We start from the raw sequence: 25,915 nt of genomic DNA on the forward strand, positions 1-25,915 counted from the left end.
TCACACCGCGATGCCTGCTCTGGAAATCGAAATCATCAACAAACTGGGCTTGCACGCCCGGGCGTCGGCCAAGTTCGTCGGGATTGCAGGCCAGTATCCGGATTGCACGATCAGAGTAGGCCGCACGCCAGAAACGGTGGTGGATGGTAAAAGCATCATGGCGATGATGATGCTGGCTGCCGGCAAGGGCACAAAAATCTATTTGAGTACTGAAGGACATCAGGAACAAGAAGCGCTGGATGCGTTGGTGGAGTTGATCAACAACTTCTTCGACGAAGGCGGCTGATCGTCAAACAATCAAAAAATCGCAGCCTCGGCAGCTCCAGGGCATAAAAAAGGCGCGCCACCCAATCGGATGGCGCGCCTTTTTTGTGTCGCGCGCGGGGCTTAGCTGCCCGCCACCGTCATCCGCTCGATCAACACGGAACCTGTGCGAATGTTGCTGCGCAGTTCCAGATCGTTACCGACCGCGACGATCTGCTTGAACATATCGCGCATGTTGCCGGCGATAGTCACTTCCTGCACCGCGAACTGGATTTCGCCGTTCTCGACCCAGAACCCCGCCGCCCCGCGCGAATAGTCACCCGTAACCATATTCAAACCATGGCCCATCAACTCGGTGACCAACAGCCCACGCCCCATGCGTCGCAGCAGTGCGGCCTGATCCTCATCGCCATGGGTGACAAACAGGTTGTGTACGCCGCCAGCGTTGGCAGTACTCGGCATACCGAGCTTGCGACCGGAATAGGTGCCAAGGATGTACGACACCAATTCACCTTTTTCGACAAACGGTTTGGCATAAGTCGCCAGGCCATCACCGTCATACCAGGCGCTGCCCATGGCACGCATCAGATGCGGACGTTCGTCGATGGTCAGCCATTCCGGGAACAGCTTCTGCCCCAGCGTGCCTTCCAGGAACGACGATTTGCGATACAGACTGCCGCCGGATACCGCCGACAAGAAACTGCCAAACAAACCGCCTGCCAGTTCTGCAGAAAACAGCACCGGCACTTCGCAAGTCGGCACCGGACGCGCACCCAGACGGCTCGCCGCACGTTGTGCAGCGCGCTGGCCGATGCTTACCGGATCCGCCAGCAAAGTGCCCTGACGGTTCACGTCATACCAGTAATCGCGCTGCATCTGGCCGTCGGCCTCGGCGATCATCACGCAACTCAGGCTGTGTCGCGTCGACGCGTAGCCACCAATGAAACCGTGGCTGTTGCCGTAAACGCGGCAGCCTTGATGAGTGCTGAGGGTGGTGCCATCGGCGTTCTTGATCCGAGCATCAGCATCAAATGCCGCCGCCTCACAGATCAAAGCCTTCTCGATGGCCTGCTCCGGCGTGATATCCCATTCGTGGAACAGATCGAAATCCTGCTGATCCTTGGCCATCAGCGCAGCATCAGCGAGGCCAGAAGCTTCGTCCTCGGACGTGTGCTTGGCAATGGCCAGTGCGGCGGCAACGGTTTCGCGAATCGCGTCAGGCCCCGTGGCGGACGTGCTGGCAGAGCCCTTGCGCTGACCGACGTACAGCGTGATGCCAAAGCCCTGATCGCGGTTGAACTCGACCGTTTCGACTTCGCGCTGGCGTACCGATGTCGAAAGGCCCTGCTCCAGCGACACCGCCACTTCACAGGCACTGGCGCCCTGACGCTTGGCTTCGGCGATGATCTGCTCGACTTGTTCCTGCAGTGCCGGCAATGCCTGCGGGCCGACGCTTTGAACTGCACTCATGCTCATCTCCACTCAAATTCTGCTTTCGGCTGGGGCCATCGAGCGACCGGGCCGGACAAGCGGCCCCCGACTGGTTATCATGGCGGCGTTTCTTTGCGGACTGCCACCATGGTTGATTCTTACGACGACTCCCTCGATACGGGAGAAAAAAGCAAATCTCAGGTCAAACGCGAGCTGCATGCTCTGGTTGACCTCGGCGAGCGCCTTACAACACTCAAGCCTGACTTGATCGCAAAACTGCCGCTGACCGACGCCATGCGCCGGGCCTTGGCCGATGCGCCCAAGCACACCGCGAATATCGCGCGTAAGCGGCATTTGCAGTTCATCGGCAAACTGATGCGCGATCAGGACACTGACGCGATTCTGACTTTGCTCGATCAACTCGATGCCTCGACTCGTCAGTACAACGAGCGTTTCCACAATCTCGAACGCTGGCGTGATCGCCTGATCGCGGGCGACGATGCCGTGCTGGAGAAATTCGTCGTCGACTACCCGGACGCCGATCGCCAGCAACTGCGTTCCCTGATCCGTCAGGCTCAGCACGAGGTTGCGCAAAACAAACCTCCTGCTTCCAGCCGTAAAATCTTCAAATACATCCGTGAGCTGGACGAGACTCAACGCGGTCTGCGTTGATATTCGTCATCGGGTGGTCGCCCTGTGCGCCACCCGCAGCTTTACCCCTTCTTATGCGCCCGTGCCACCCACGGTGATCGCATCGATTTTCAGCGTTGGCTGTCCAACACCGACCGGCACCGACTGTCCATCCTTGCCACACGTCCCCACACCGCTGTCCAGCGCCAGGTCGTTACCGACCATCGACACCCGGCTCATCGCCTCAGGGCCGTTACCGATCAACGTCGCACCTTTGACCGGCGCGGTGATCTTGCCGTCTTCGATCAGATAAGCCTCGCTGGTGGAGAACACGAACTTGCCACTGGTGATGTCGACCTGACCGCCGCCGAGGTTGGCGCAGTAGATGCCTTTCTTCACCGAAGCGATGATTTCTGCCGGGTCGCTTTCGCCGCCCAGCATGTAGGTGTTGGTCATCCGTGGCATCGGCAGATGTGCATAGGACTCACGACGCCCGTTACCGGTGCGGGCCACGCCCATCAGGCGTGCATTGAGCTTGTCCTGCATGTAACCCTTGAGTACGCCGTTTTCGATCAGCGTGGTGCACTCGGTCGGCGTGCCTTCGTCGTCGACGCTCAGCGAGCCACGACGGCCGCTCAAGGTACCGTCATCGACGATGGTGCAGAGCTTGGAAGCAACCATTTCGCCCATGCGACCGCTGTAAGCCGAGCTGCCCTTACGGTTGAAGTCGCCTTCCAGACCGTGGCCGACCGCTTCGTGCAGCAGCACGCCAGACCAGCCCGAACCCAACACCACCGGCAAAGTGCCGGCCGGCGCCGGAATCGCTTCGAGGTTCACCAGCGCCTGACGCAGCGCTTCACGGGCATAGCCCATGGCGCGGTCTTCGGCGAGGAAATAACGGTAGTCGGTACGCCCGCCGCCGCCATGTCCGCCACGCTCGCGACGGCCATTTTGCTCAACGATCACACTGACGTTGAAACGCACCAGCGGCCGCACATCCGCCGCCAGGCCACCGTCGGTGGACGCCACCAGAATGCGTTCCCAGACCCCGGCCATGCTCACGCTGACTTGCTGGATACGCGGGTCGAGGGCGCGAGTGGCGACGTCGATGCGTTTGAGCAGTTCGACCTTCTCGGCACGGCTCAGCACTTCCAGCGGATTGTCCGGCGCATACAGTTGCGCAACGTCTTGGGTGGTGAATGCCTGCACCGTGCCGTTCTGCCCGGCGCGGGAGATCGAACGAGCCGCACGCGCCGCAGCGCCGAGGGCTTCAAGGGTGATCGCGTTGCTGTAGGCGAAACCGGTTTTCTCACCGGACTGCGCCCGCACACCCACACCCTGATCGAGGTTGAAGCTGCCTTCCTTGACGATGCCATCTTCCAGCGCCCAAGACTCGGAGATCTGACCCTGAAAATACAGGTCGGCGGCATCGATGCCCGGGCCGGCCAGATCGCCGAGCACGCCTTGCAGGCTCTCGATCGTCACGCCGCCGGGCGCCAACAGGTGATCACTGACTGAGGACAACAACTCGCTCATAGGTTTACGCCTTAAATTCGTGTTCTGAGGCAGGCCGCTGTGCGCCCTGCGAGAAAAACCGCCGATGACTCGTCACCGGCATCCGCGCCCTGATGGACGCTTGTTCATCGCTATCGCGTTCGGCCAACAACACCGCTTCGCCTTGATCCTGATGCGCCAGCACTCGGCCCCACGGGTCGATGATCGCCGCGTGACCGAAGGTTTCCCGCGGTCCCGGATGTATCCCGCCCTGCGCTGCCGCCAGCACATAACATTGAGTCTCGATGGCCCGCGCGCGAATCAGCACATCCCAATGCGCCGCACCGGTCACCGCGGTGAAGGCTGACGGTACGGTAATCAACTCGGCACCGGCCGCGCGCAATTCGCTGTACAGCTCCGGGAAGCGCAGGTCGTAACACACCGTCAGACCGACACGGCCGACCGGCGTTTCCGCCACCACCACGCCACGGCCATAAGCATAGTCATCGGATTCGCGGTAACGGCCGCGATTGTCCGCTACATCGACATCGAACAGATGCAACTTGTCATACCGTGCAACGATTTCGCCCTGATCATTGACCAGCAGCGAGCAGGCATGTGGCTTGGCCTCTGGCTGATCCAATGGCGGCAACGGCAACGTACCGGCCACTATCCATAACCTGAGGTCACGGGCGGTCTGTTTCAACCACGGCAGGATAGGCCCTTCGCCCAATGCTTCGGCTCGACCGATGTCGGCGATGTCGCGACGGCCCATGGCGGCGAAGTTTTCCGGCAACACGGCCAGCTTCGCGCCACCGGCCGCCGCCTGCTCAAGCAGGCGCCGGGCCTGGGCCAGATTGGCCAGCACGTCACTCTGGCTAACCATTTGAATCACCGCTAAAGACATGGCGAACTCCGCAAGAGGTAGGCGGCCATGCTACTCCATCGGTTCAGGGGCTGGCTGTTCAAAAAGGCTTGTCGAAAGTGATTTTGGGCTCTTTCCATGGCCCTTTGACGGTGTATTTCACACTGGCAAAGCGCGCCACACGATCACCGATCAGCTTGTCGATCAGGAACAGAGCACCACCGATCGCCGGTGCGCCAACGATCAGCGCGGCAATCGGCAGGTTGTTGGTCACAGGCAATGTCACCAGCAATTTGGCGTCAACCTGATCGGCGACCAGATCCAGCGTACCGTCCAGTTCGAAGTTGCTCGAAGGCCCGGTCAGACGTATGGGCTCGCGGGTCACATACACACCGTTGTTCGCCACCAACAGACCTTTGACCCGGTCGTAGCTCAAACCTTTGCCGAACAGATCGGAGAAATCCAGACGTAAACGCCGGCCGATGGCATTGAAGTTGAGCAAACCGAACACGCGCAATGCCTGGGTACCGCCCTCCACTTCGACAAACTGGCCCTTGTTCAGCGATGCATCAAGGGTGCCGGAAAAACGCTTGGTCGCCAGCCACGCGGGCGAGCCCGGCCAGCGGCCATCGACATCCATATGGAATTCTTCGCTGGTCACGCTCGGCGCAAAGCCCCAGCCCTTGAGGACATCGGCAAGGTTCTTGCCGCTAATCCGGCCTTTGAACCAGCTTTTGGTCGCACCCGGCGCCCCCTCCCAACCGCCATTGCCCTGCAACAGGATGCCTTTGAGGCCCATGTCGAGGTTATTCAGGACGATGCCTTTGCCGGTCGGTCGCACCTTGAGCGACCAGCCACCGACCAAGTCCTGGCCCAGGAACAGTTGATTGATGGTGATATCCAGCGCGGGGATTTTCGCAGGGTCAACCGACGCCAGCGGATCTGGAGAATTCTCGTCGGCCTGCTCCTCCGGATCCGGTGCCGGCAAACGCACATATTGAAGGTTCACCCCAATCGGTGTGTTTTTCGCGTCGGCAAGGCTGGCAGAGCCTTTGACCTGCTGACTGTCGAGCGCCAGGTTCCACGCCGCGGATTTACGATCGACCTGCACCGAGGCCTGATCCAGCGTGGTACCGAACGCCGTCAACTTGCCGACCTTGAAGTCAGCGCTACTGAGCAGTTGCTTGGCGCTGCCACCCGGGTCCTGCCCGGCGTACTTATTGAGCAGATCCTGCCACGGCGCGATATCAAGTTCCGACAGCACACCACGAATTCGCAAGCCCTTGGCGCTCGGCAGCACGGCTTCGCCTGCACCGAGGAACAGTTCACCGCGACCCTCGGCGAATTGGGTCGGCGGCGCTGTAAAGGTGAAATTGGCCAATTGATCGTAATTGACCCAGTAACGCCGCTCCTGCCCCTGCAGGGTCATGCGCAACACCGTGTCACGACCGACATCCGCCGCCATGCCGAACGGTGCCGGCAGATCGACCGCGACGCCTTTCATGCCGGAACTGACCATCAACTGGCTGTTGGCACCGTCCAGGTTCAGTTGCAACTGATAGGGAATCGTCCCGGACACTGGCAACGGCTGTGTCACACCCAGCCAGTCAGTGAGTTTCTTGACCTCGACCTGCCCCGATGCCGCGACCCGGGTTTTGAGCTTGCCGGGACTACCGTCGGCAAAAATTTGCGCGGTGACCGGTTTATCGAACGCTCGCGCCGCAATGTTCTGACCACTGAGGCCTTTGGCGCTGTCGAAACGGAAATCACCCTTGAGTTGAGTCAGTTCCAGCTTCGGCTCGGCCAGTTTCAGCCGCGCATTGGCAGTCTTGAAGTCGACCAGGATTTTCGGCTGATCGCCGCCCTTGTCCAGCGGGATATCCAGTTTGAGTTTGCCCTGCAGGTCGCCCGCACCTTCCCAGCCGGCGAACGTTTCACCCGTGCCAATCGGTGCGTCTTGAAGAATCTTCAGTCCGTCACCCAAACCGCCGGCAAATGCCCCATCAAGGAACATATGCGTATGTTGCCCAGCAGGCACATGGGGAATATTGACGAAAACGTCGCTGATCTGGGTGTCGAGTAATTGGCCCTTGCTGGCCAGAATTCGCACACCACTGTCCTCAATGAACACATCGCCACTGACCTTGCTCACATGCGGCCAGCCCGGCTGGAAGGCCAGTTCGGCGTCATGCACCCTGAAGAACAGACTGATGCTGCGGTCGGCGTCCCCTGCGTTCTTGCTCAGAGAACCTTGATACTGGAAGAAGCCCTGATCCACCGCGCCTTTCAGGATTGCCGTGCGCAACCACTCGTCGAGCGCCGGGCTGAGGACTTGCGGCAAGTACTTGGCGGTGTAGCGACCATCGCCATCGACCAGACCGACCCGCAGGTCCATGTAGTCTTCCTGGCTGTGATCAAAATGCAGGCGGATCAGGAAGTCGCCGGCAATCTTGCCTTCTTCGCCCAGTACCTTCAGGTACGGCGCGATCAGGGTGAAACCTTCCTTGTCGAGCTTCCAGGTCAGCCGGGCGTTGGCCTGAATGTATTGCCAGGGTTTGGCGAAAATCGGATCGAGGTGCAGGACGAAATCCTTGCTGTCCATGCGCAACTCGCCACCGTCGAGGTTGCCCGTCAGGCTACCGCTGACATTTCTTGCCGCCGGCGCACCGTGATAGGCGTCGAAACCGATGCTGTCGAGGTTGGCAGCGAAGCCGAACTTTGTGCCGTCAGTGGCATTCGGACGCAAATCCAGCAGCACGTTGCGTAGCCCGCCGGTCACTTTCAGGCGCTCGACCACCGTGGCAACCCCCTGCGGTAGCGGGCCCAATGCATTGAGGAGCGGTGTGATCGGCGTCAAATCGAGACGATCGGCCTGCAAATGCCAGCGTTCGTCGACCTTGTCGGTAGCGCGCGTCTGCTGGAGCTGCACGTGAGATTCCCAGCGGGTTTCACCGAAGTTCATCGCCAGCGAATCGAGGGTGACGGTTGCGCCATCGGCGCTGTTTTCGTAGTAGGCATTGAGCGCCAGATTGTTGATCTGGATCGGCTTGCGCTCGGCGTAAGCGCCGCTCAGTTGCGGGGCATTCAAACGCAGCGCCGCACTTTGCAAAGTGCCTTTAGCCCAGTTCACCCATAGCTCGCCGCCGGCCTTGATCTCGGAGAAATTCCATTGCTGGGTCAGGCGCTCGGGTAGCCACTTCGACCAGTCACTTTGCGGCAGACTGACGTAGCCTTCCAAGGCGCTGTCCTGCCATTGGCCGGCGCGAATCCGCGTGCGCAGGCTCAGCGCGACCGGTTGGCCATCAGGTAAGGTCAAGCGTGCGTCGAGGCGTTGATGACTGGCACCGGTTTTCAGATTGAGACCAACATAGGTGAGGGTCATCGGCGCGTGATCCAGGGGCTGCAGGGTCACTTGGCTATCGAGGACAGACAACTGCCGAATCATTTGCGAGCGATTGAACAGTTGCTCCGCATCCAGTGGCTGATCCTTCTGCACCGGCAAGCCTTCCAGCGCCCAGCTGCCGTCCTGCGCTTCCTTGAGGCTGATTTTCAGACCATTGAGTTCCAGATGGGCGATACGCACTTCGCGAGCCAACAGGCTGGCCCAAAGATCCGGCACTGCCCGTACCCGATCGAGGCGCAAGGCATTGGCGCCCTCGCCGACCATCACGTCATGGGCCAGCAGGATCGGCGCAAATCCCCTCCAATTGCCCTCCAGTTCACCGATCTGAAGCGGCATACCGAGGGCAGCGCTGGCTTTATCTTCGATCTCGGCGCGGTACTCGGCCACCAGCGGCGTCAGTTCGCGGCCAAGGCTGACATACAACGCCATCAACACCAGAACCAACGCGCACAGGCTCAGCCCCCATCGGGTGAGTGCGGCCAGAATACGTGTCAGACGGTCCATGTCAGTTGGCTCCCATGGCAAAAAAACTGCGAAAAGCTGAGGCCAGCCGCTGTTGAAAAAGGGTGATGCAAGGTTTCAGAGCAGCACCACGTCGTATTGTTCCTGGGAATACATGGTTTCCACCTGGAAGCGTATGGTGCGGCCGATAAACCCTTCAAGCTCGGCGACGTTACCTGATTCTTCATCAAGCAAACGATCCACCACTTTCTGGTTCGCCAACACGCGATAACCCTCGGCCTGATAGGCCCGGGCTTCACGAAGGATCTCGCGGAAAATCTCGTAACAGATGGTCTCCGGCGTCTTTAACTTGCCGCGCCCCTGACAACTGCTGCACGGTTCGCACAGCACTTGCTCAAGACTTTCGCGGGTGCGCTTGCGAGTCATCTGCACCAGACCCAACTCGGTGATGCCGATGATGTTGGTCTTGGCGTGATCACGCTCCAGTTGTTTCTCCAGCGTGCGCAATACCTGGCGCTGGTGCTCTTCATCTTCCATGTCGATGAAGTCAATGATGATGATCCCGCCCATATTGCGCAGGCGCATCTGCCGGGCAATCGCGGTGGCCGCTTCGAGATTGGTCTTGAAGATGGTTTCTTCGAGATTGCGATGGCCGACGAACGCGCCCGTGTTGACGTCGATGGTGGTCATGGCCTCGGCCGGATCGACTACCAAGTAACCGCCGGACTTCAGCGGAACCTTGCGTTCAAGGGCTTTCTGGATTTCGTCTTCGACACCGTACAGATCGAAAATCGGTCGCTCGCCCGGATAGTGTTCCAGACGATCGGCGATTTCCGGCATGAGTTCGGCGACGAATTGCGTGGTTTTCTGGAAGGTTTCCCGAGAATCGATGCGGATTTTCTCGATCTTCGGGTTAACCAGATCACGCAACGTGCGCAGGGCCAGACCGAGGTCTTCGTAGATCACGCTTGGCGCTGCGATGGTTTTGATCTGCTCGTTGATCTGATCCCACAGGCGTCGCAGGTAGCGAATGTCCATGAGAATCTCATCGGCCCCGGCACCTTCGGCGGCGGTACGCAGAATGAAGCCGCCGGCCTCTTTGATGCCTTCTTTGGCCACGCAGTCGCTGACCACCTGCTTGAGCCGCTCGCGCTCGGCCTCGTCTTCGATTTTCAGGGAAATACCGACGTGAGCGGTGCGCGGCATGTACACCAGATAGCGCGACGGAATCGACAGTTGCGTGGTCAACCGCGCACCCTTGGAGCCGATCGGGTCCTTGGTGACTTGCACTACCAGGCTCTGGCCTTCGTGCACCAGCGCGCTGATGCTTTCCACCGCAGGGCCTTCGCGCAAAGAAATTTCGGCCGCGTGAATGAAAGCGGCACGATCAAGACCGATGTCGACAAATGCTGCCTGCATACCCGGCAGCACCCGGACAATCTTGCCTTTATAGATGTTGCCGACGATCCCGCGTTTTTGCGTGCGCTCGACATGGACTTCTTGCAGCACACCGTTTTCGACCACCGCCACGCGCGACTCCATCGGCGTGATGTTGATCAGAATCTCTTCACTCATGGCAGGATCTCGTTCAGGCATGTTCACGATAATGGCCGCATCTGAATTCATACGACGCTCATTGCGCGTTCAGGTTTTGCCAACAGGGTATGCCGAAATGGCCCAACAGTTCTGCGGTTTCGCAAACAGGCAACCCGACCACCGCCGAATAGCTGCCATTGAGCCCCGCGACAAACACCGCGCCGAGCCCCTGAATACCGTAACCGCCGGCCTTGTCCCGGGGTTCACCGCTGGCCCAGTAGGCAGTAGCCTCTTCACTGCTGATCGGGCGGAACCGCACCAGACTGCGCACCACCCGCGACTCGCAATGCTGGTCTTCAAGCACCGCGATAGCGGTCAGCACTTCATGCTCCTTGCCGGACAACAGCATCAGCATGGCGCATGCGTCGGCTTCGTCCACCGGTTTGCCGAGAATTTTGCCGTTGAATACCACGGCGGTGTCGGCCCCCAGGACACAGCATGCCTGGTCGGACGCGAGCATACGGCGCCCGGCCTCGGCCTTGCCGCGTGCCAGGCGCTCAACGTATGCCGAGGGCGATTCTTCAGGGAGAGGGGTTTCATCAATGTCTGCGCTGATGGCGCAGAACGCAACGCCGATCTGCGTGAGCAACTCACGCCGACGCGGCGATCCAGAGGCGAGGTAAAGCGGCTTCATCAAAACATCTCCCTGTTCAGTGCCTTGCTTCACCGGATCAATTGATTTTGTAGCGCCGGCTCAACCCACGCAAAGCAAAGCTGACCCAAGGCCAAAGCAAGGCACTGACCAGTGCCGGCAGCAGCAGCGCCAGGGTCGGCTGACGGTTGCCAGTCAAAGCGCTGAGCCACAACTGTACGAGTTGCGCGAGGCCGAAAATCACCAGAATAACCAGACACTGCTGCCACATCGGGAACATTCGCAGGCGCTGTTGCAATGACAACACCAGGAAAGTGATCAACGTGAGGATGAGTGCGTTTTGCCCAAGCAACGTGCCGTAGAGCACGTCTTCACCCAACCCCAGACAGAACGCGGTGACCATGCCGACCATATGCGGCATGTACAGCGCCCAGAATGTCAGGAGCAAGGCCAGCCACAGCGGGCGAAGAATTTCCATGAATTGCGGCAGCGGCGACACGCTGAGCAGCATGCCGATGAGAAATGTCAGCCAGACGATCCAGCCGTTTCGCGATGCGGTAGCCCCGACCATTACTCTTGTCTCCCGGTGGTGGCCGGCGCGGCGACAGGCGGTTTAGCCGCTGGCCGGGCAGCAGGCTGGTTCGCCGGTGGTTTTGCAGCGGCGGGCGGTTTGTTCGCAGGTGGTTTCACGGGGGTAGCACCGGCAGCGGCGGGCGTTGCAGGTGTGGCGGCAGGCGTTGCAGCCGCCGCGGGTGCGGTTTTGGGCACAGTCGCCGGCATCATCGGGCCACCGCCCTGCGCATCCAGATCCTCCTGCGCTTGCGCTGCATCGTTGGCGCGCTCTTCGGCGGTGCGATTGTCGCTGAATACCAGCAGCATGTAGCGGCTACGATTGAGCGCTGCCGTCGGTACCGCACGGACGATGGCAAACGGCTGGCCGGAATCGTGAATCACTTCTTTCACGGTTGCGACCGGATAGCCTGCCGGGAAGCGCTGGCCGAGACCGGAACTGACCAGCAGATCGCCTTCCTTGATGTCGGCGGTATCCGCCACATGACGCAGTTCCAGGCGTTCAGGGTTGCCGGTGCCGCTGGCAATCGCCCGCAGACCGTTACGGTTTACCTGCACGGGGATGCTGTGAGTGGTGTCGGTCAACAGCAATACACGGGAGGTGTAAGGCATCAACTCGACCACCTGCCCCATCAGACCGCGCGCATCGAGCACCGGCTGACCGAGGACCACACCGTCGCGCTCACCTTTATTGATGATGATGCGATGGGTGAAGGGATTGGGGTCCATGCCGATCAACTCGGCCACTTCGACCTTTTCGTTGACCAGCGCGGAGGAATTGAGCAACTCGCGCAGCCGAACGTTCTGCTCGGTGAGGGCCGCTAGCTTTTGCATGCGCCCCTGCAGCAGCAGGTTTTCGGTTTTGAGTTTTTCGTTTTCGGCGACAAGCTCGGTGCGGCTGCCGAACTGGCTGGCGACACCTTCCCACAAGCGACCGGGCAGGTCAGTGATCCAGTAAGCGTCCATCAGCACCAGCGACATCTGGCTGCGTGCAGGCTTGAGCAGACTGAAACGCGCATCGACCACCATCAGTGCGACCGAGAGCACGGCCAGCACCAGCAGGCGAACGCCCAACGAAGGGCCCTTGGCGAAAAGCGGTTTAATAAGCCGCTCCTCCCAGGCAAATGTTCTGTTTATTCATACGGCATCAAACCGGCCTGGATGAAGACTGACAGAAGATAAACGCCAACAGGCAGCACTGCAAAGTGCTGCCTGCGCGCTCACCCACGTATTGCAATCCGCGACTTATTCGCTGGAGAGCAGATCCATGGTGTGCTTATCCATCATTTCCAATGCACGGCCACCGCCGCGAGCAACACAGGTCAGCGGATCTTCGGCAACGATCACCGGCAGACCGGTTTCCTGAGCCAGCAACTTGTCGAGGTCACGCAGCAGCGCGCCACCACCGGTCAGCACCAGGCCGCGCTCGGCGATGTCGGAAGCCAGTTCCGGCGGCGATTGCTCCAGAGCGCTTTTCACCGCCTGAACGATGGTTGCCAGGGACTCTTGCAGAGCTTCCAGCACTTCATTGGAGTTCAGGGTGAATGCGCGTGGAACGCCTTCGGCCAGGTTGCGACCGCGAACATCGACTTCGCGAATTTCGCCACCCGGGTAGGCCGTACCGATTTCCTGTTTGATGCGCTCAGCGGTGGATTCACCGATCAGGCTGCCGTAGTTTCGGCGCACGTAGGTGATGATCGCTTCGTCGAAGCGGTCGCCGCCAACGCGCACGGATTCGGCATAGACCACACCGTTCAGGGAGATCAGTGCGATTTCAGTGGTACCACCACCGATATCCACGACCATCGAGCCGCGAGCCTCTTCTACCGGCAGGCCGGCACCGATCGCAGCGGCCATTGGCTCTTCGATCAGGAACACTTCACGGGCACCGGCGCCAAGGGCCGATTCACGGATGGCGCGACGCTCAACCTGGGTGGATTTGCATGGAACGCAGATCAGTACACGAGGGCTAGGCTGCAGAAAGCTGTTTTCGTGAACCTTGTTGATAAAGTATTGCAGCATCTTTTCGCAGACGCTGAAGTCGGCAATTACGCCGTCCTTCATCGGACGAATGGCAGCAATGTTGCCCGGTGTACGGCCGAGCATGCGCTTGGCCTCGGTGCCGACAGCAACGACACTTTTCTGGTTACCGTGTGTCCGAATGGCCACAACCGATGGTTCATTCAGGACGATACCGCGCTCGCGCACGTAAATAAGGGTGTTGGCAGTGCCCAGGTCAATGGAGAGATCGCTGGAAAACATGCCACGCAGTTTCTTGAACATGGGAAAGGGACCCTAGGCAACGCGTGGGTAAAAAAGTGCGGCAAACTCTAACAACGACAGGGATTTTGGGCAAGGCGCCAATATGTTAAATTGGCCGCTTTTCTGTGCACCAAGCCCCACAATCGCGGCCTTATGACCGTAGAAGTGCGGTAGTGTTCCGACAATCTAACACACGGACGCCGTCCGTTCTGTTTTCCACTGGAGAATCCCGATGGCGCTAGAACGCTCCGACGTGGAAAAAATCGCTCATCTGGCCTGTCTTGGCCTTAATGATGCCGATCTTCCGCACATTACTTCCGCCCTCAACAGCATTCTCGGGCTGGTCGACGAAATGCAGGCCGTCAATACCGACGGTATCGAGCCTTTGGCCCACCCGCTGGAAGCCAGTCAGCGCTTGCGCGCCGACGTCGTGACTGAAAGCAATCATCGCGAGGCCTATCAGTCCATCGCACCAGCGGTCGAAAACGGCCTGTATCTGGTTCCGAAAGTCATCGACTAAAGGGAAAGAGCCTGCAATGCATCAAATGACTCTGGCCGAGATCGCCCGCGGTCTCGCCGATAAAAAGTTTTCCTCCGAAGAGCTGACCAAAGTCCTGCTGGCGCGTATCACCCAGCTCGATCCGCAGCTCAACAGTTTCATCAGCCTCACCGAAGAGCTGGCCCTCGAGCAGGCGAAAGCCGCCGATATGCGACGGGCCAACGGTGAGAGCGGCGCCCTGCTCGGCGCGCCGATCGCCCACAAAGACCTGTTCTGCACCCAAGGCATTCGCACCAGCTGCGGCTCGAAGATGCTCGACAACTTCAAGGCCCCGTATGACGCCACCGTGGTTGCGAAACTGGCGGCTGCCGGCGCCGTGACCCTGGGCAAGACCAACATGGACGAATTCGCCATGGGTTCGGCCAACGAGTCGAGCTGGTACGGCGCGGTGAAAAACCCGTGGAACCTGGAACACGTGCCGGGCGGTTCGTCCGGTGGTTCGGCGGCGGCGGTTGCCGCTCGTCTGTTGCCAGCGGCGACTGCCACTGACACGGGTGGTTCGATCCGTCAGCCAGCCGCATTCACCAACCTCACGGGCCTGAAGCCGACCTACGGCCGCGTTTCGCGCTGGGGCATGATCGCTTACGCTTCCAGCCTCGATCAGGGCGGCCCGTTGGCGCGCACTGCCGAAGACTGCGCAATTCTGTTGCAAGGTATGGCCGGCTTCGATCAGAACGACTCCACCAGCATCGATGAGCCCGTGCCGGATTACTCCGCCAGCCTCAATACGTCGCTGCAAGGCCTGCGCATCGGCGTGCCGAAGGAATACTTCAGCGCCGGTCTCGACCCGCGCATCGCCGAGCTGATCCAGAACAGCATTAAAGAGCTGCAGAAGCTCGGTGCCGTGATCAAGGAAATCAGCCTGCCGAACATGCAGCACGCGATTCCTGCGTACTACGTGATCGCGCCGGCAGAGGCCTCCTCCAACCTGTCGCGTTTCGACGGCGTGCGTTTCGGCCACCGTTGCGAACACCCGAAAGACCTGATCGATCTGTACAAGCGCTCCCGTGGCGAAGGTTTCGGTACCGAAGTGCAGCGCCGGATCATGGTCGGTGCCTACGCGCTGTCCGCCGGTTACTACGACGCCTACTACCTCAAAGCGCAGAAGATCCGTCGCCTGGTGAAGAACGATTTCATGGCGGCCTTCAACGAGGTCGACATCATCCTCGGCCCAACCACGCCGAACCCGGCCTGGAAGCTTGGCGCCAAGAACAGCGACCCGGTCGCGGCTTATCTGGAAGACGTCTACACCATCACCGCCAACCTCGCGGGCCTGCCGGGCCTGTCGATGCCAGCCGGTTTTGTCGACGGTCTGCCGGTGGGCGTGCAGTTGCTCGCGCCGTATTTCCAGGAAGGCCGTTTGCTCAACGTTGCGCACCAGTATCAGTTGAACACCGACTGGCACACTCGCACCCCAACCGGCTTCTGAGGAGACACACATGCAATGGGAAGTCGTGATCGGGCTGGAGATTCACACTCAGCTCACTACCCGGTCGAAAATCTTTTCCGGTAGTTCCACCACGTTTGGCTCCGAGCCGAACACGCAGGCCAGCCTGATCGACCTGGGCATGCCCGGCGTATTGCCGGTGCTGAACCAGGAAGCCGTGCGCATGGCCGTGATGTTTGGTCTGGCGATTGACGCCGAGATCGGTCAGCACAACGTGTTCGCGCGTAAAAACTACTTCTACCCTGACCTGCCGAAGGGCTACCAGATCAGCCAGATGGAATTGCCGATCGTCGGCAAGGGCCATCTGGACATCGCGCTGGAAGACGGCACGGTCAAACGTGTCGGCATCACCCGCGCGCACCTGGAAGAAGACGCCGGCAAGAGCCTGCACGAAGAGTTCAACGGTGCCACCGGTATCGACCTGAACCGTGCCGGCACGCCGCTGCTGGAAATCGTTTCCGAGCCGGACATGCGCAGCGCCAAGGAAGCCGTGGCTTACGTCAAGGCGATCCACGCGCTGGTGCGTTATCTGGGCATCTGCGACGGCAACATGGCCGAAGGTTCGCTGCGTTGCGACTGCAACGTGTCGATCCGTCCGAAAGGTCAGGTTGAGTTCGGCACGCGCTGCGAGATCAAGAACGTCAACTCGTTCCGTTTTATCGAGAAGGCGATCAACTCCGAGATCCAGCGTCAGATCGAGCTGATCGAAGACGGCGGCAAAGTGATCCAGCAGACCCGCCTGTACGATCCGAACAAGGACGAGACCCGTCCGATGCGTTCGAAAGAGGAAGCCAACGACTACCGTTACTTCCCCGATCCGGATCTGCTGCCGGTGATCATCGAAGAGTCGTTCCTCGGCGAGGTGCGCGCCACCCTGCCGGAACTGCCACCGCAAAAACGCGAGCGCTTCCAGAGCCAGTTCGGTCTGTCGGCCTACGACGCCAACGTGCTGGCCACCAGCCGTGAGCAAGCGGACTACTTCGAGAAAGTTGCAGCCATCGGCGGCGACGCCAAACTGGCGGCGAACTGGGTGATGGTCGAGTTGGGCAGCCTGCTCAACAAACAAGGCCTGGACATCGACGAGTCGCCGGTTTCCGCTGAGCTGTTGGGCGGCATGTTGCAGCGCATCAAGGACAACACCATCTCCGGCAAAATCGCCAAGGTAGTGTTCGAAGCGATGGCCAACGGTGAAGGCAGCGCTGACGAGATCATCGAAAAGCGCGGCCTCAAGCAAGTGACCGACAGCGGCGCGATCTCGGCAGTGCTGGACGAAATGCTCGCGGCCAACGCCGAGCAGGTCGAGCAATACCGCGCGGCAGACGAAGCCAAGCGCGGCAAGATGTTCGGCTTCTTCGTCGGTCAGGCCATGAAAGCCTCCAAGGGCAAGGCCAACCCGCAGCAAGTGAACGAACTGCTGAAAAGCAAGCTCGAAGGCTGACCACAATGGAGCCAGAGCCAAAGCCTGGCTCCGATCCCTGTGGGAGCGAGCCTGCTCGCGAAAGCGTCATGACATCCAATAGAGATATTGAATGTGATGGCCTCTTCGCGAGCAGGCTCGCTCCCACATTGTTAATTGGGAGCTTTCGAATGAAACACCTGCTCGGCGCCTGCGCCCTGCTCTCTTTACTGGCCGGTTGCGCCAGCACCGACATCATCGACCCGCACGGTTACGACCAGACCGGCGTCGCCTCCTATTACGGTGCCAGGCACCACGGTAAACGGACCGCCAGTGGCGAGCCGTTCAACCAGAACTCCCTGACCGCCGCCCATCGCCAGCTCCCCTTCGGCACGCGGGTGAAGGTCACCAACCTGAAAAACGATGAATCAGTCGTAGTGCGCATCAATGATCGCGGCCCGCATACCCGTGGGCGGTTGATCGATGTGTCTCGCGAGGCGGCCGAACAACTCGGTATGCTGCGCAGCGGCACCGCACGGGTTCGCGTGCAGGCCCTCGACGACTGATGGAGTGCCGACCATTTTCGGACTGACCGATCTACCACTGATCAGCGTGATCGAACTGCTTGCCGGGCTGTGCCTGCTGATCTTCGGCGCCGAACTGATGGTGCGTGCAGCCGTGCGCCTGGCCGCGCGGCTGAATGTACGGCCACTGATCATCGGTCTGACCCTTGTTGCCCTGAGCAGCAGCGCACCGCAGATGGCGGTGAGCCTGCAAGCCGCGCTGGCACACAACCCTGACATTGCCGTCGGCAGTGTGGTCGGCAGCAGCATCTTCAACATCCTCGTGACCCTCGGTTTGTCGGCGCTGATCATTCCGCTGCGCGTGTCGCGACAACTGGTGCGCCTGGACATTCCGCTGATGATCGGCGCCTGTCTGCTGGTGTTCGTCCTGGCCTGGAATGAGGAAATCGGTCGTTTCGACGGTTTCCTGCTACTGACCGCACTGGCGCTTTACCTGGGTTTACTGCTGCGCCAGTCACGGCATTCGACACGACCGCACTCGGAACACGGCGAAGCAACGCAGACGTCCTGGATCGGCAGTTCGCTGATGATCCTCGTCGGTCTGGCGATGCTGGTGTTCGCCGGGCACCTGCTGTTGGGCGCTGCTGTTGTGGTGGCGACCGATCTTGGTTTTTCCGAACGTGTCATTGGTCTGACGGTGGTTGCCGTAGGCACCTCGCTGCCGGAACTCGCCACGTCGCTGATCGCGGCATTGCGCGGGCAACGGGACATCGCCGTAGGCAACGTGATCGGCGCCAACCTGTTCAACTTGCTTGGCGTGCTTGGCATCACCGCATTGATCGCACCGACACCGTTGTCGGTCTCACCCAACGCGCTGGATTTCGACCTGCCGGTGATGCTCGGCGTCGCCGTGCTGAGCCTGCCAGTGTTCTATTCCGGCTACCGGGTGACCCGCGCCGAAGGTCTGTTGCTGCTCGGCTTGTATCTGGCGTACGGACTGCACGTGGTGTCGTTCACCACTGGCATGCCGCTGGCCGGCAAACTCGAGCGGCTGATGCTGTTTTATGTCTTGCCGACGCTGCTGACGTTTCTGCTGTTCACGTCGATACGCGCCTGGCGCCGCCAACACCACAAGAGGGATGTGCCGTGACCGATTCGAAGCAATCCGGGGTTGAAATACGCCGCCAGGTAATGGGCGATGCGTTCGTTGATCGCGCGCTGGGCAACGCCACCGAGTTCACCCAACCGTTGCAGGATTTCGTCAATGAGCATGCCTGGGGTGGCGTGTGGAATCGCGAAGGGCTGCCGCTGAAAACCCGCAGCTTGATTACGCTGGCCGCGTTGACTGCACTGAAGTGCCCACAAGAGTTGAAAGGTCACGTACGCGGCGCGTTGAACAATGGCTGCACAGTGGAAGAGATACGCGAGGCGTTGCTGCATTGCGCGGTGTATGCCGGCGTGCCGGCGGCGATTGATGCGTTTCGGGCGGCGCAGGAAGTGATCGACAGTTACCGGAAACCTGAGTGACTGGACTGACGTCTTCGCGAGCAAGCCCGCTCCCACAGGGGCATGCAGTGCAAATGTGGGAGATTCTATGTTGCTCAACACCCCTTGAATCTCAGGTCAGATCCACCCACCCCACTGCAAGATGAAGATCCCGAGATTGGTGGTCACCGCGGCCATCAACGTGGTCAGCACGATAATCGCCGCCGCGAGTTCATGATTGCCCTGCGCCGCCCGGGCCATGACAAAACTGGCCGCCGCCGTCGGGCTGCCAAAATAGAGAAACAGAATCCCCAACTCCGGCCCGCGAAAACCCCACAGCCAGGCACCGACCGTTGCCAGCAGTGGCAGACTGATCATTTTCACCAGACTCGAACTCAGCGCCATGCTGCCGCTCTTGCGCAACGCCGCCAGCGATAGCGTGCCGCCAATACAGATCAACGCCAGCGGCAAGGTGGTCTGCGCCAGATACTGACCCGAGGTTTCCAGCCATCCCGGCAGACTGATCTTGAAATAGGCAAACGGTGCCGCCGCAATCACGCTGATGATCAGCGGATTGCTGAACACGCTTTTACAGATGCTCCATGGATCGGACTTGATCACCGGGCTGTACACCGCCAGCACAATGGTCGAGAGCGTGTTGTAAAACAGAATCACCAGCGCGGCGAGAATCGCCCCGACGGAAATCCCGTAGTCGCCGTACATGCTGGCGGCGAGCGCCAGACCGATGACGCCGTTATTGCCGCGAAACGCGCCTTGGGTATAGATGCCGCGATCTTCGCGCGGGCATCTGAAAATCGCCCAGCCCCAGGCAATGGCGAAGCAGACAAGGGTGGCGAGCGAGAAGTAAATCAGCAACGCCGGTTGCAATGCGGCGTGCAGGTCAGCATGCAGAATGCCGAGGAACAGCAACGCCGGCATGGAAACATTGAACACCAGTGCCGACGCTGTATGGATGAAGTTGTCGTTGATCCAGTCGATGCGCTTGAGCAGCACACCGAGAAACAGCATGGCAAACACCGGCGCGGTGATGTTCAGGGTTTCGAGGAAAATAGCCAGCATGCCGCAGAGCCTTGGGTGAGCGTCGTTAGGGGGCTAATGATAAGCCACAAGTTCTCCGGCGTCTGTGAGTCACTCTTCGCGAGCAAGCCCGCTCCCACATTTGAACTGCGTTTCCCTGTGGGAGCGGGCTTGCTCGCAAAGAACGATGACGCGGTCTCAGGTAATCGGCGCCGGATTGAACAACGTAATGTCGTTGTGCAGCTTGTGTTTCTCCGCCCACGTTTGCTGCTTGCCGCTCGCCACATCCAGGTAGTAGTGGAACAACTCCCAACCCAGTTCCTCGATCGTCGCTCGCCCGGTGGCAATCCGCCCGGCGTCGATGTCGATGAGGTCAGGCCAGCGCTGCGCCAACTCGGTACGCGTCGAGACCTTCACCACCGGCGCCATCGCCAGCCCATAAGGCGTGCCGCGCCCAGTGGTGAACACATGCAGGTTCATCCCTGCCGCCAACTGCAATGTGCCGCAGACAAAATCGCTGGCCGGGGTCGCACAGAAAATCAAACCCTTGTGCTTGAAGCGCTCACCCGGGCCAAGCACGCCATTGATCGCGCTGCTGCCGGATTTGACGATCGAGCCCAAGGACTTCTCGACAATGTTCGACAACCCGCCCTTCTTGTTGCCCGGCGTGGTATTGGCGCTGCGATCTGCTTCACCCTTGGCCAGATACCGGTCGTACCAGTCCATCTCGCGGACCAGTTCCTCGGCGATCGCCTTGGTCTTGGCCCGAGACGTCAGCAGATAAATCGCATCGCGCACTTCGGTGACTTCAGAAAACATCACCGTCGCCCCCGCCCGCAACAGCAAGTCCGAGGCATACCCCAGCGCCGGGTTAGCGGTGATGCCGGAGAACGCATCGCTGCCGCCGCACTGCATGCCGAGAATCAGCTCGGACGCCGGCACGGTTTCCCGGCGGCGCTGATCGAGCTTCTTCAGACGGACTTCGGCCAGCGCCATGATCTGCTCGATCATTTCGGTGAAACCGTGACTGGAATCCTGCAAGCGATACAGCCACGGCTCGCTGAGATCCACCGACGCATCGTCCTCATGCATCACCTGCCCGGCCTGCAATTTCTCGCAACCCAGGCTGATCACCAACGCCTCGCCCCCCAGGTTCGGGTTGCGCGCCAGATTGCGCACCGTGCGAATCGGGATGTACGCGTCGGTGGCAGTGATCGCCACGCCGCAGCCGTAACTGTGGGTCAGTGCGACCACGTCATCGACGTGCGGGTACTTGGGCAGCAGCTCATCCTTGATGCGTTTCACCGCGTGATCAAGCACGCCGGTCACGCACTGCACGGTGGTGGTGATCCCGAGGATATTGCGCGTGCCGACGGTGCCGTCAGCGTTGCGATACCCCTCGAAAGTGAAACCTTCCAGCGGCGCCTGAGCGTCCGGCACCTCGGTGGACAGCGGCAAACTGTCCAGCGGCGGCGCAGTCGGCATGCGCAGTTGATCTTCCTTGACCCAACTGCCACGGGGGATCGGCTGCAATGCGTAGCCAATGATCTGGCCGTAGCGAATCACTTGCCCGCCCTCGGGAATGTCCTGCAGCGTGACCTTGTGGCTCTGCGGCACAAAATCTACCGTCACCAGGCCATCCGGAAATTCAGTACCGGCCGGTACCCCTTGGTCATTGACCACAATCACTACATTGTCCCGCTCGTGCAGGCGGATGTAGCGCGGCGAGTCGGAATGTTCAATCAACTGCATGACGCCGCTCCTCAGGAATGCGCTTGAGACAATTTACCCGTGGTTTCGGAACCACCCTGGGTGGGTGGCTCTTTGAGCACCACACGTTTGATCGGGCCGACGATGACCAGATAGCTGAACACCGCCACCAAGGCGTTGGCACCGACGAACACCAGCGCCCATTTGAACGAACCGGTGGAGCTGATGATGTAGCCGATCACGATCGGCGTGGTGATCGAAGCAATGTTGCCGAAGGTGTTGAACAGGCCACCGCTCAGACCGGCGATCTGTTTTGGCGACGTGTCGGACACCACCGCCCAGCCCAGTGCGCCAACGCCCTTACCGAAGAAGGCCAGCGCCATGAAGCCAACGACCATCCATTCAACATCAACATAGTTGCAAGCGACGATGCTGCTGGAAACCAACAGGCCGGCAATGATTGGCGCCTTGCGGGCGAACGTCAGTGAATGCCCCTTGCGCAGCAGGTGATCGGAAATCACCCCGCCCAGCACGCCGCCGATAAAACCACAGATTGCTGGCAACGACGCAATGAAACCGGCCTTGAGAATGGTCATGCCACGCTCTTGCACCAGATACACCGGGAACCAGGTCAGGAAGAAGTACGTGATGCCGTTGATGCAGTACTGGCCCAGGTACACGCCGAGCATCATGCGGTTGGTCAGCAATTGGCGGATGTAGTCCCACTTCGGGCCATCAGCCTTTTTGCCTTTGTTCTGATCCATATCGACCATGCCGCCGTTGTCGGCGATGAACTTTACTTCCGCTTCGTTGGCCATCGGGTGTTGGCGCGGGCTGTGGATAACCTTCAGCCAGATCAGCGAGAAGACGATGCCGAACACGCCCATCACAATGAACACGTGCTCCCAGCCGTATGAATAGACGATCCAGCCCATCAGCGGCGCGAACAGCACCGTGGCAAAGTATTGCGCCGAGTTGAAGATCGCCGAAGCAGTGCCGCGTTCAGCGGTCGGGAACCACGCCGCCACAATCCGTGCGTTGCCGGGGAACGATGGCGCCTCAGCCAGCCCGACCAAAAAGCGCAACATGAACAGCGCGACGATGGCCGTGGACATGCCGAACTCACCGACAAAGCCTTGCAGCACGGTGAACAGCGACCAGGTGAAGATGCTCAGGGCATAGACTTTTTTTGAGCCGAAGCGATCGAGCAGCCAGCCGCCGGGGATTTGCCCGGCCACGTAGGCCCAACCGAATGCAGAGAAGATGTAACCGAGGGTGACCGCGTCGATACCGAGGTCTTTTTGCAGGCTGGAACCGGCAATGGCGATAGTCGCGCGGTCGGCATAGTTGATCGTGGTCACCAGAAACAGCATGAGCAGGATCAGATAGCGGACGCGAGTCGGCTTGGACGATTGCATGTAGATGTACTCCCACTGATTATTTTTATGCGCGGGTGAATCTTCTTTGGTGTTGCTTTTGTGGGAGCGGGCCTGCCGGCGATGCAATCACCTCGGTTTTTCAATTACACCGCAGTGATGCCATCGCTTGCCGGCAAGCTCCCACAGATCAGGAGCCGATGTAGCTGGTCTTCACGACCGTGTAAAACTCTTGCGCATAGCGGCCTTGCTCACGAGATCCATAGGATGAACCTTTACGCCCACCGAACGGAACGTGGTAATCCACGCCCGCTGTCGGCAGGTTGACCATCACCATCCCGGCCTGGGAGTGGCGCTTGAAATGGTTCGCGTACTTGAGCGACGTGGTGGCGATGCCCGCCGACAGACCGAATTCAGTGTCATTGGCCATCGCCAGCGCAACATCGTAATCAGCCACGCGCACGATGTTGGCCACCGGGCCGAAAATCTCTTCACGGCTGATACGCATCGACGCTTCACTGTCGGCAAACAGCGTCGGGGCGAGGAAGTAGCCTTCGGTATCGCACGTCACCAAACCACCGCCGCTGACCAGACGCGCGCCTTCGGATTGGCCGATGTCGATGTACTTCATGTCCTGTTCAAGCTGCGCTTGCGAGACGACGGGGCCAATATCGGTGCCGGTTTTCAGCGCGTGGCCGACCTTGATCGACTTCATGCGCTCGGCCATGGCTTCCACGAACTTGTCGTGAATCCCGGCGGTAACGATCAAGCGGCTCGATGCGGTGCAACGTTGGCCGGTGGAGTAGAACGCGCTCTGCACCGACAACTCGACCGCTTGCTTGAGGTCGGCGTCGTCGAGAATGATCTGCGGATTCTTGCCGCCCATTTCCAGCTGAACCTTGGCCTGACGCGACACGCAGTTGACGGCGATCTGCCGCCCGACGCCAACCGAGCCGGTGAAGCTGATGCCATCGACTTTCGGGCTGTTGACCAGTGCTTCGCCCACCACACGACCGCTGCCCATCACCAGGTTGAACACACCGGCCGGGAAACCGGCGCGGGAGATGATTTCGGCCAGCGCCCAGGCGCAGCCCGGCACCAGATCCGCCGGTTTCAGCACCACGCAGTTGCCGTAGGCCAGGGCCGGGGCGATTTTCCACGCAGGGATCGCAATCGGGAAGTTCCACGGTGTGATCAGACCGACCACACCCAGCGCTTCGCGGGTGACTTCGACGTTGACGCCCGGGCGCACCGAGGGCACATAGTCGCCGGACAGACGCAGGCATTCACCGGCGAAGAATTTGAAGATATTGCCGGCGCGGGTCACTTCGCCGATGGCTTCGGGCAGGGTCTTGCCCTCTTCCCGGGCCAGCAGGGTGCCGAGTTCTTCGCGGCGGGCGAGAATTTCAGTGCCGACTTTATCCAGCGAATCGTGACGGGCCTGAATCCCCGAGGTCGACCACGCCGGGAAAGCGGCGCGAGCGGCGTCGATGGCGGCGTGAACCTGAGTCAGGTCAGCCTTGGCGTAATCGCCAATGGTGTCGTTCAGCTCGGACGGGTTGATGTTGGCCGAGTAGTCGGCACCGGCAACCCATTCACCGTTGATGTAGTTGTCGTAGCGTTTTGCATTGGTCACAGAGCAGCCCTCAAAACTAAAAGCCTTCACGCAAAAAGCCGCTGATTGCTCAGCGGCCTCGCATTTTTCAGGTGTTATTGCGCACCTTGCTTGTCGATCAGCGCGGCGAGCATTTCGTACTCTTCGCCCGTCAGATCGGTCAGCGGTGCCCGCACCGGGCCTGCGTCATAGCCGGCGATTTTGGCGCCTGCCTTGACGATGCTCACGGCATAACCAGCCTTGCGGTTGCGGATGTCCAGGTACGGCAGGAAGAAGTCGTCAATGATCTTGCCGACGGTGGCGTGATCTTCGCGGGCAATCGCGTGGTAGAAGTCCATCGCGGTTTTCGGAATGAAGTTGAACACCGCCGACGAGTAAACCGGCACGCCCAGCGCCTTGTAGGCAGCGGCGTAGACTTCGGCAGTCGGCAGACCACCCAGGTAGCTGAAGCGATCACCGAGGCGGCGACGAATCGACACCATCAACTCGATATCACCCAGACCGTCCTTGTAACCAATCAGATTCGGGCAGCGCTCGGCCAGACGTTCCAGCAACGGCGCAGTCAGGCGGCAGACGTTACGGTTGTAGACGACCACCCCGATGTTGACCGATTTGCACACCGCTTCAACGTGGGCGGCAACCCCGTCCTGGCTCGCTTCGGTCAGGTAGTGCGGCAGCAGCAAAAGGCCTTTGGCGCCCAGACGCTCGGCTTCTTGTGCGTATTCGATGGCCTGACGGGTCGAACCGCCAACGCCAGCGAGGATTGGCACGCTGGTCGCGCAGGTGTCGACGGCAGTCTTGATGATTTCCGAATATTCGCTGGCGGCCAGGGAGAAGAACTCACCGGTGCCGCCGGCAGCAAACAATGCCGAGGCGCCATAAGGGGCCAGCCATTCCAGACGCTTGATATAGCCCGCGCGGTTGAAATCACCCTGCGCGTTGAAATCGGTGACCGGGAAGGACAGCAGACCGGTGGAGAGGATGGACTTCAGTTCTTGTGGATTCATTATTCGAACACCCTGGGTAGCAATATTGTTTTGGTTGGACCGTTCAGCCTTCGCCGAGGTTGTAGGTCATCGTACAACTTAAAAAATAACCGTCAACTGCATTTCATCGCAGGGCACGTTTTTTTGTCGGACAAGATCGATTCTTGACGTAGGAGTTTTCTCGACTAAAGTTAGTTTTACTGTATATCC

General features: G+C 60.0%; 22 protein-coding genes. 8 read left to right on the forward strand and 14 right to left on the reverse strand.

The window, feature by feature from the left end; translation table 11 throughout:
* Positions 1-10: 10 nt before the first annotated feature.
* Complete coding sequence (locus K5E40_RS05715) at positions 11-286, forward strand: HPr family phosphocarrier protein (protein WP_221730040.1); 276 nt, start codon at positions 11-13, stop codon at positions 284-286.
* Positions 287-387: 101 nt separating this feature from the next.
* Here K5E40_RS05715 and pmbA read toward each other — a convergent pair whose 3' ends face one another.
* Complete coding sequence (gene pmbA, locus K5E40_RS05720; protein WP_221730041.1) at positions 388-1,740, reverse strand: metalloprotease PmbA; 1,353 nt, start codon at positions 1,738-1,740, stop codon at positions 388-390.
* Positions 1,741-1,842: 102 nt separating this feature from the next.
* Here pmbA and yjgA point away from each other — a divergent pair, with 102 nt between their 5' ends.
* A complete protein-coding gene (yjgA, locus tag K5E40_RS05725) occupies positions 1,843-2,367 on the forward strand; it encodes a ribosome biogenesis factor YjgA (protein ID WP_221730042.1) in 525 nt (174 codons plus the stop codon).
* 51 nt (positions 2,368-2,418) lie between these two features.
* Here the strand turns inward: yjgA and tldD are convergent, their stop codons facing one another.
* From tldD to mreB, 8 genes are all read right to left on the reverse strand, one after another.
* On the reverse strand, positions 2,419-3,861 hold the full coding sequence (tldD, locus tag K5E40_RS05730; RefSeq protein ID WP_034154473.1) for a metalloprotease TldD: 1,443 nt from the start codon (positions 3,859-3,861) through the stop codon (positions 2,419-2,421).
* A gap of 4 nt (positions 3,862-3,865) precedes the next feature.
* The gene (locus tag K5E40_RS05735) at positions 3,866-4,726 is read right to left on the reverse strand and encodes a carbon-nitrogen hydrolase family protein (protein ID WP_221730043.1); all 861 of its coding nucleotides are present in this window, start codon (positions 4,724-4,726) and stop codon (positions 3,866-3,868) included.
* Positions 4,727-4,784: 58 nt separating this feature from the next.
* Positions 4,785-8,591, reverse strand: coding sequence for a YhdP family protein (locus K5E40_RS05740; protein ID WP_221730044.1), 3,807 nt, complete (start codon positions 8,589-8,591; stop codon positions 4,785-4,787).
* A 75-nt stretch (positions 8,592-8,666) separates the two neighbouring features.
* On the reverse strand, positions 8,667-10,124 hold the full coding sequence (gene rng / locus K5E40_RS05745) for a ribonuclease G (protein ID WP_221730045.1): 1,458 nt from the start codon (positions 10,122-10,124) through the stop codon (positions 8,667-8,669).
* 58 nt (positions 10,125-10,182) lie between these two features.
* A complete protein-coding gene (locus K5E40_RS05750; RefSeq protein WP_221730046.1) occupies positions 10,183-10,779 on the reverse strand; it encodes a nucleoside triphosphate pyrophosphatase in 597 nt (198 codons plus the stop codon).
* 37 nt (positions 10,780-10,816) lie between these two features.
* Complete coding sequence (gene mreD, locus K5E40_RS05755; RefSeq protein ID WP_221730047.1) at positions 10,817-11,308, reverse strand: rod shape-determining protein MreD; 492 nt, start codon at positions 11,306-11,308, stop codon at positions 10,817-10,819.
* A complete protein-coding gene (mreC, locus tag K5E40_RS05760; RefSeq protein ID WP_221730081.1) occupies positions 11,308-12,411 on the reverse strand; it encodes a rod shape-determining protein MreC in 1,104 nt (367 codons plus the stop codon). Before mreC ends, mreD begins: the two co-directional genes overlap by 1 nt.
* Positions 12,412-12,552: 141 nt before the next feature.
* Positions 12,553-13,590, reverse strand: coding sequence for a rod shape-determining protein MreB (gene mreB / locus K5E40_RS05765; RefSeq protein ID WP_015093487.1), 1,038 nt, complete (start codon positions 13,588-13,590; stop codon positions 12,553-12,555).
* Between the two features lie 211 nt (positions 13,591-13,801).
* Between mreB and gatC the strand changes: the two genes are divergently transcribed.
* From gatC to K5E40_RS05795, 6 genes are all read left to right on the forward strand, one after another.
* Complete coding sequence (gatC, locus tag K5E40_RS05770) at positions 13,802-14,089, forward strand: Asp-tRNA(Asn)/Glu-tRNA(Gln) amidotransferase subunit GatC (RefSeq protein WP_007915356.1); 288 nt, start codon at positions 13,802-13,804, stop codon at positions 14,087-14,089.
* Positions 14,090-14,105: 16 nt separating this feature from the next.
* Positions 14,106-15,557: an Asp-tRNA(Asn)/Glu-tRNA(Gln) amidotransferase subunit GatA gene (gatA, locus tag K5E40_RS05775; RefSeq protein ID WP_221730048.1), complete on the forward strand. Its 1,452-nt coding sequence runs from the start codon at positions 14,106-14,108 to the stop codon at positions 15,555-15,557.
* A gap of 10 nt (positions 15,558-15,567) precedes the next feature.
* A complete protein-coding gene (gene gatB, locus K5E40_RS05780; protein WP_201235380.1) occupies positions 15,568-17,013 on the forward strand; it encodes an Asp-tRNA(Asn)/Glu-tRNA(Gln) amidotransferase subunit GatB in 1,446 nt (481 codons plus the stop codon).
* 149 nt (positions 17,014-17,162) lie between these two features.
* Positions 17,163-17,537 carry a septal ring lytic transglycosylase RlpA family protein gene (locus K5E40_RS05785; protein ID WP_221730049.1) on the forward strand — a complete coding sequence of 125 codons (375 nt, stop codon included), beginning with the start codon at positions 17,163-17,165 and terminating at the stop codon, positions 17,535-17,537.
* Positions 17,538-17,583: 46 nt separating this feature from the next.
* The gene (locus tag K5E40_RS05790; RefSeq protein ID WP_221730082.1) at positions 17,584-18,645 is read left to right on the forward strand and encodes a calcium/sodium antiporter; all 1,062 of its coding nucleotides are present in this window, start codon (positions 17,584-17,586) and stop codon (positions 18,643-18,645) included.
* 41 nt (positions 18,646-18,686) lie between these two features.
* On the forward strand, positions 18,687-19,022 hold the full coding sequence (locus tag K5E40_RS05795) for a carboxymuconolactone decarboxylase family protein (protein ID WP_260455539.1): 336 nt from the start codon (positions 18,687-18,689) through the stop codon (positions 19,020-19,022).
* Positions 19,023-19,118: 96 nt separating this feature from the next.
* Here the strand turns inward: K5E40_RS05795 and K5E40_RS05800 are convergent, their stop codons facing one another.
* From K5E40_RS05800 to kdgD, 5 genes are all read right to left on the reverse strand, one after another.
* Entirely contained in the window at positions 19,119-20,060 is a 942-nt protein-coding gene (locus K5E40_RS05800) for an AEC family transporter (protein WP_221730051.1), read from the reverse strand.
* Positions 20,061-20,216: 156 nt separating this feature from the next.
* Positions 20,217-21,770, reverse strand: coding sequence for a galactarate dehydratase (gene garD / locus K5E40_RS05805; RefSeq protein WP_221730052.1), 1,554 nt, complete (start codon positions 21,768-21,770; stop codon positions 20,217-20,219).
* Between the two features lie 11 nt (positions 21,771-21,781).
* Complete coding sequence (locus K5E40_RS05810; protein WP_260455530.1) at positions 21,782-23,233, reverse strand: MFS transporter; 1,452 nt, start codon at positions 23,231-23,233, stop codon at positions 21,782-21,784.
* Between the two features lie 61 nt (positions 23,234-23,294).
* Positions 23,295-24,740: an aldehyde dehydrogenase family protein gene (locus K5E40_RS05815; RefSeq protein ID WP_221730054.1), complete on the reverse strand. Its 1,446-nt coding sequence runs from the start codon at positions 24,738-24,740 to the stop codon at positions 23,295-23,297.
* A gap of 74 nt (positions 24,741-24,814) precedes the next feature.
* Positions 24,815-25,726 carry a 5-dehydro-4-deoxyglucarate dehydratase gene (gene kdgD, locus K5E40_RS05820; protein WP_221730055.1) on the reverse strand — a complete coding sequence of 304 codons (912 nt, stop codon included), beginning with the start codon at positions 25,724-25,726 and terminating at the stop codon, positions 24,815-24,817.
* Between the last annotated feature and the right edge of the window lie 189 nt (positions 25,727-25,915).

Source organism: Pseudomonas baetica (assembly GCF_019733355.1).
GTDB lineage: Bacteria > Pseudomonadota > Gammaproteobacteria > Pseudomonadales > Pseudomonadaceae > Aquipseudomonas > Aquipseudomonas baetica_A.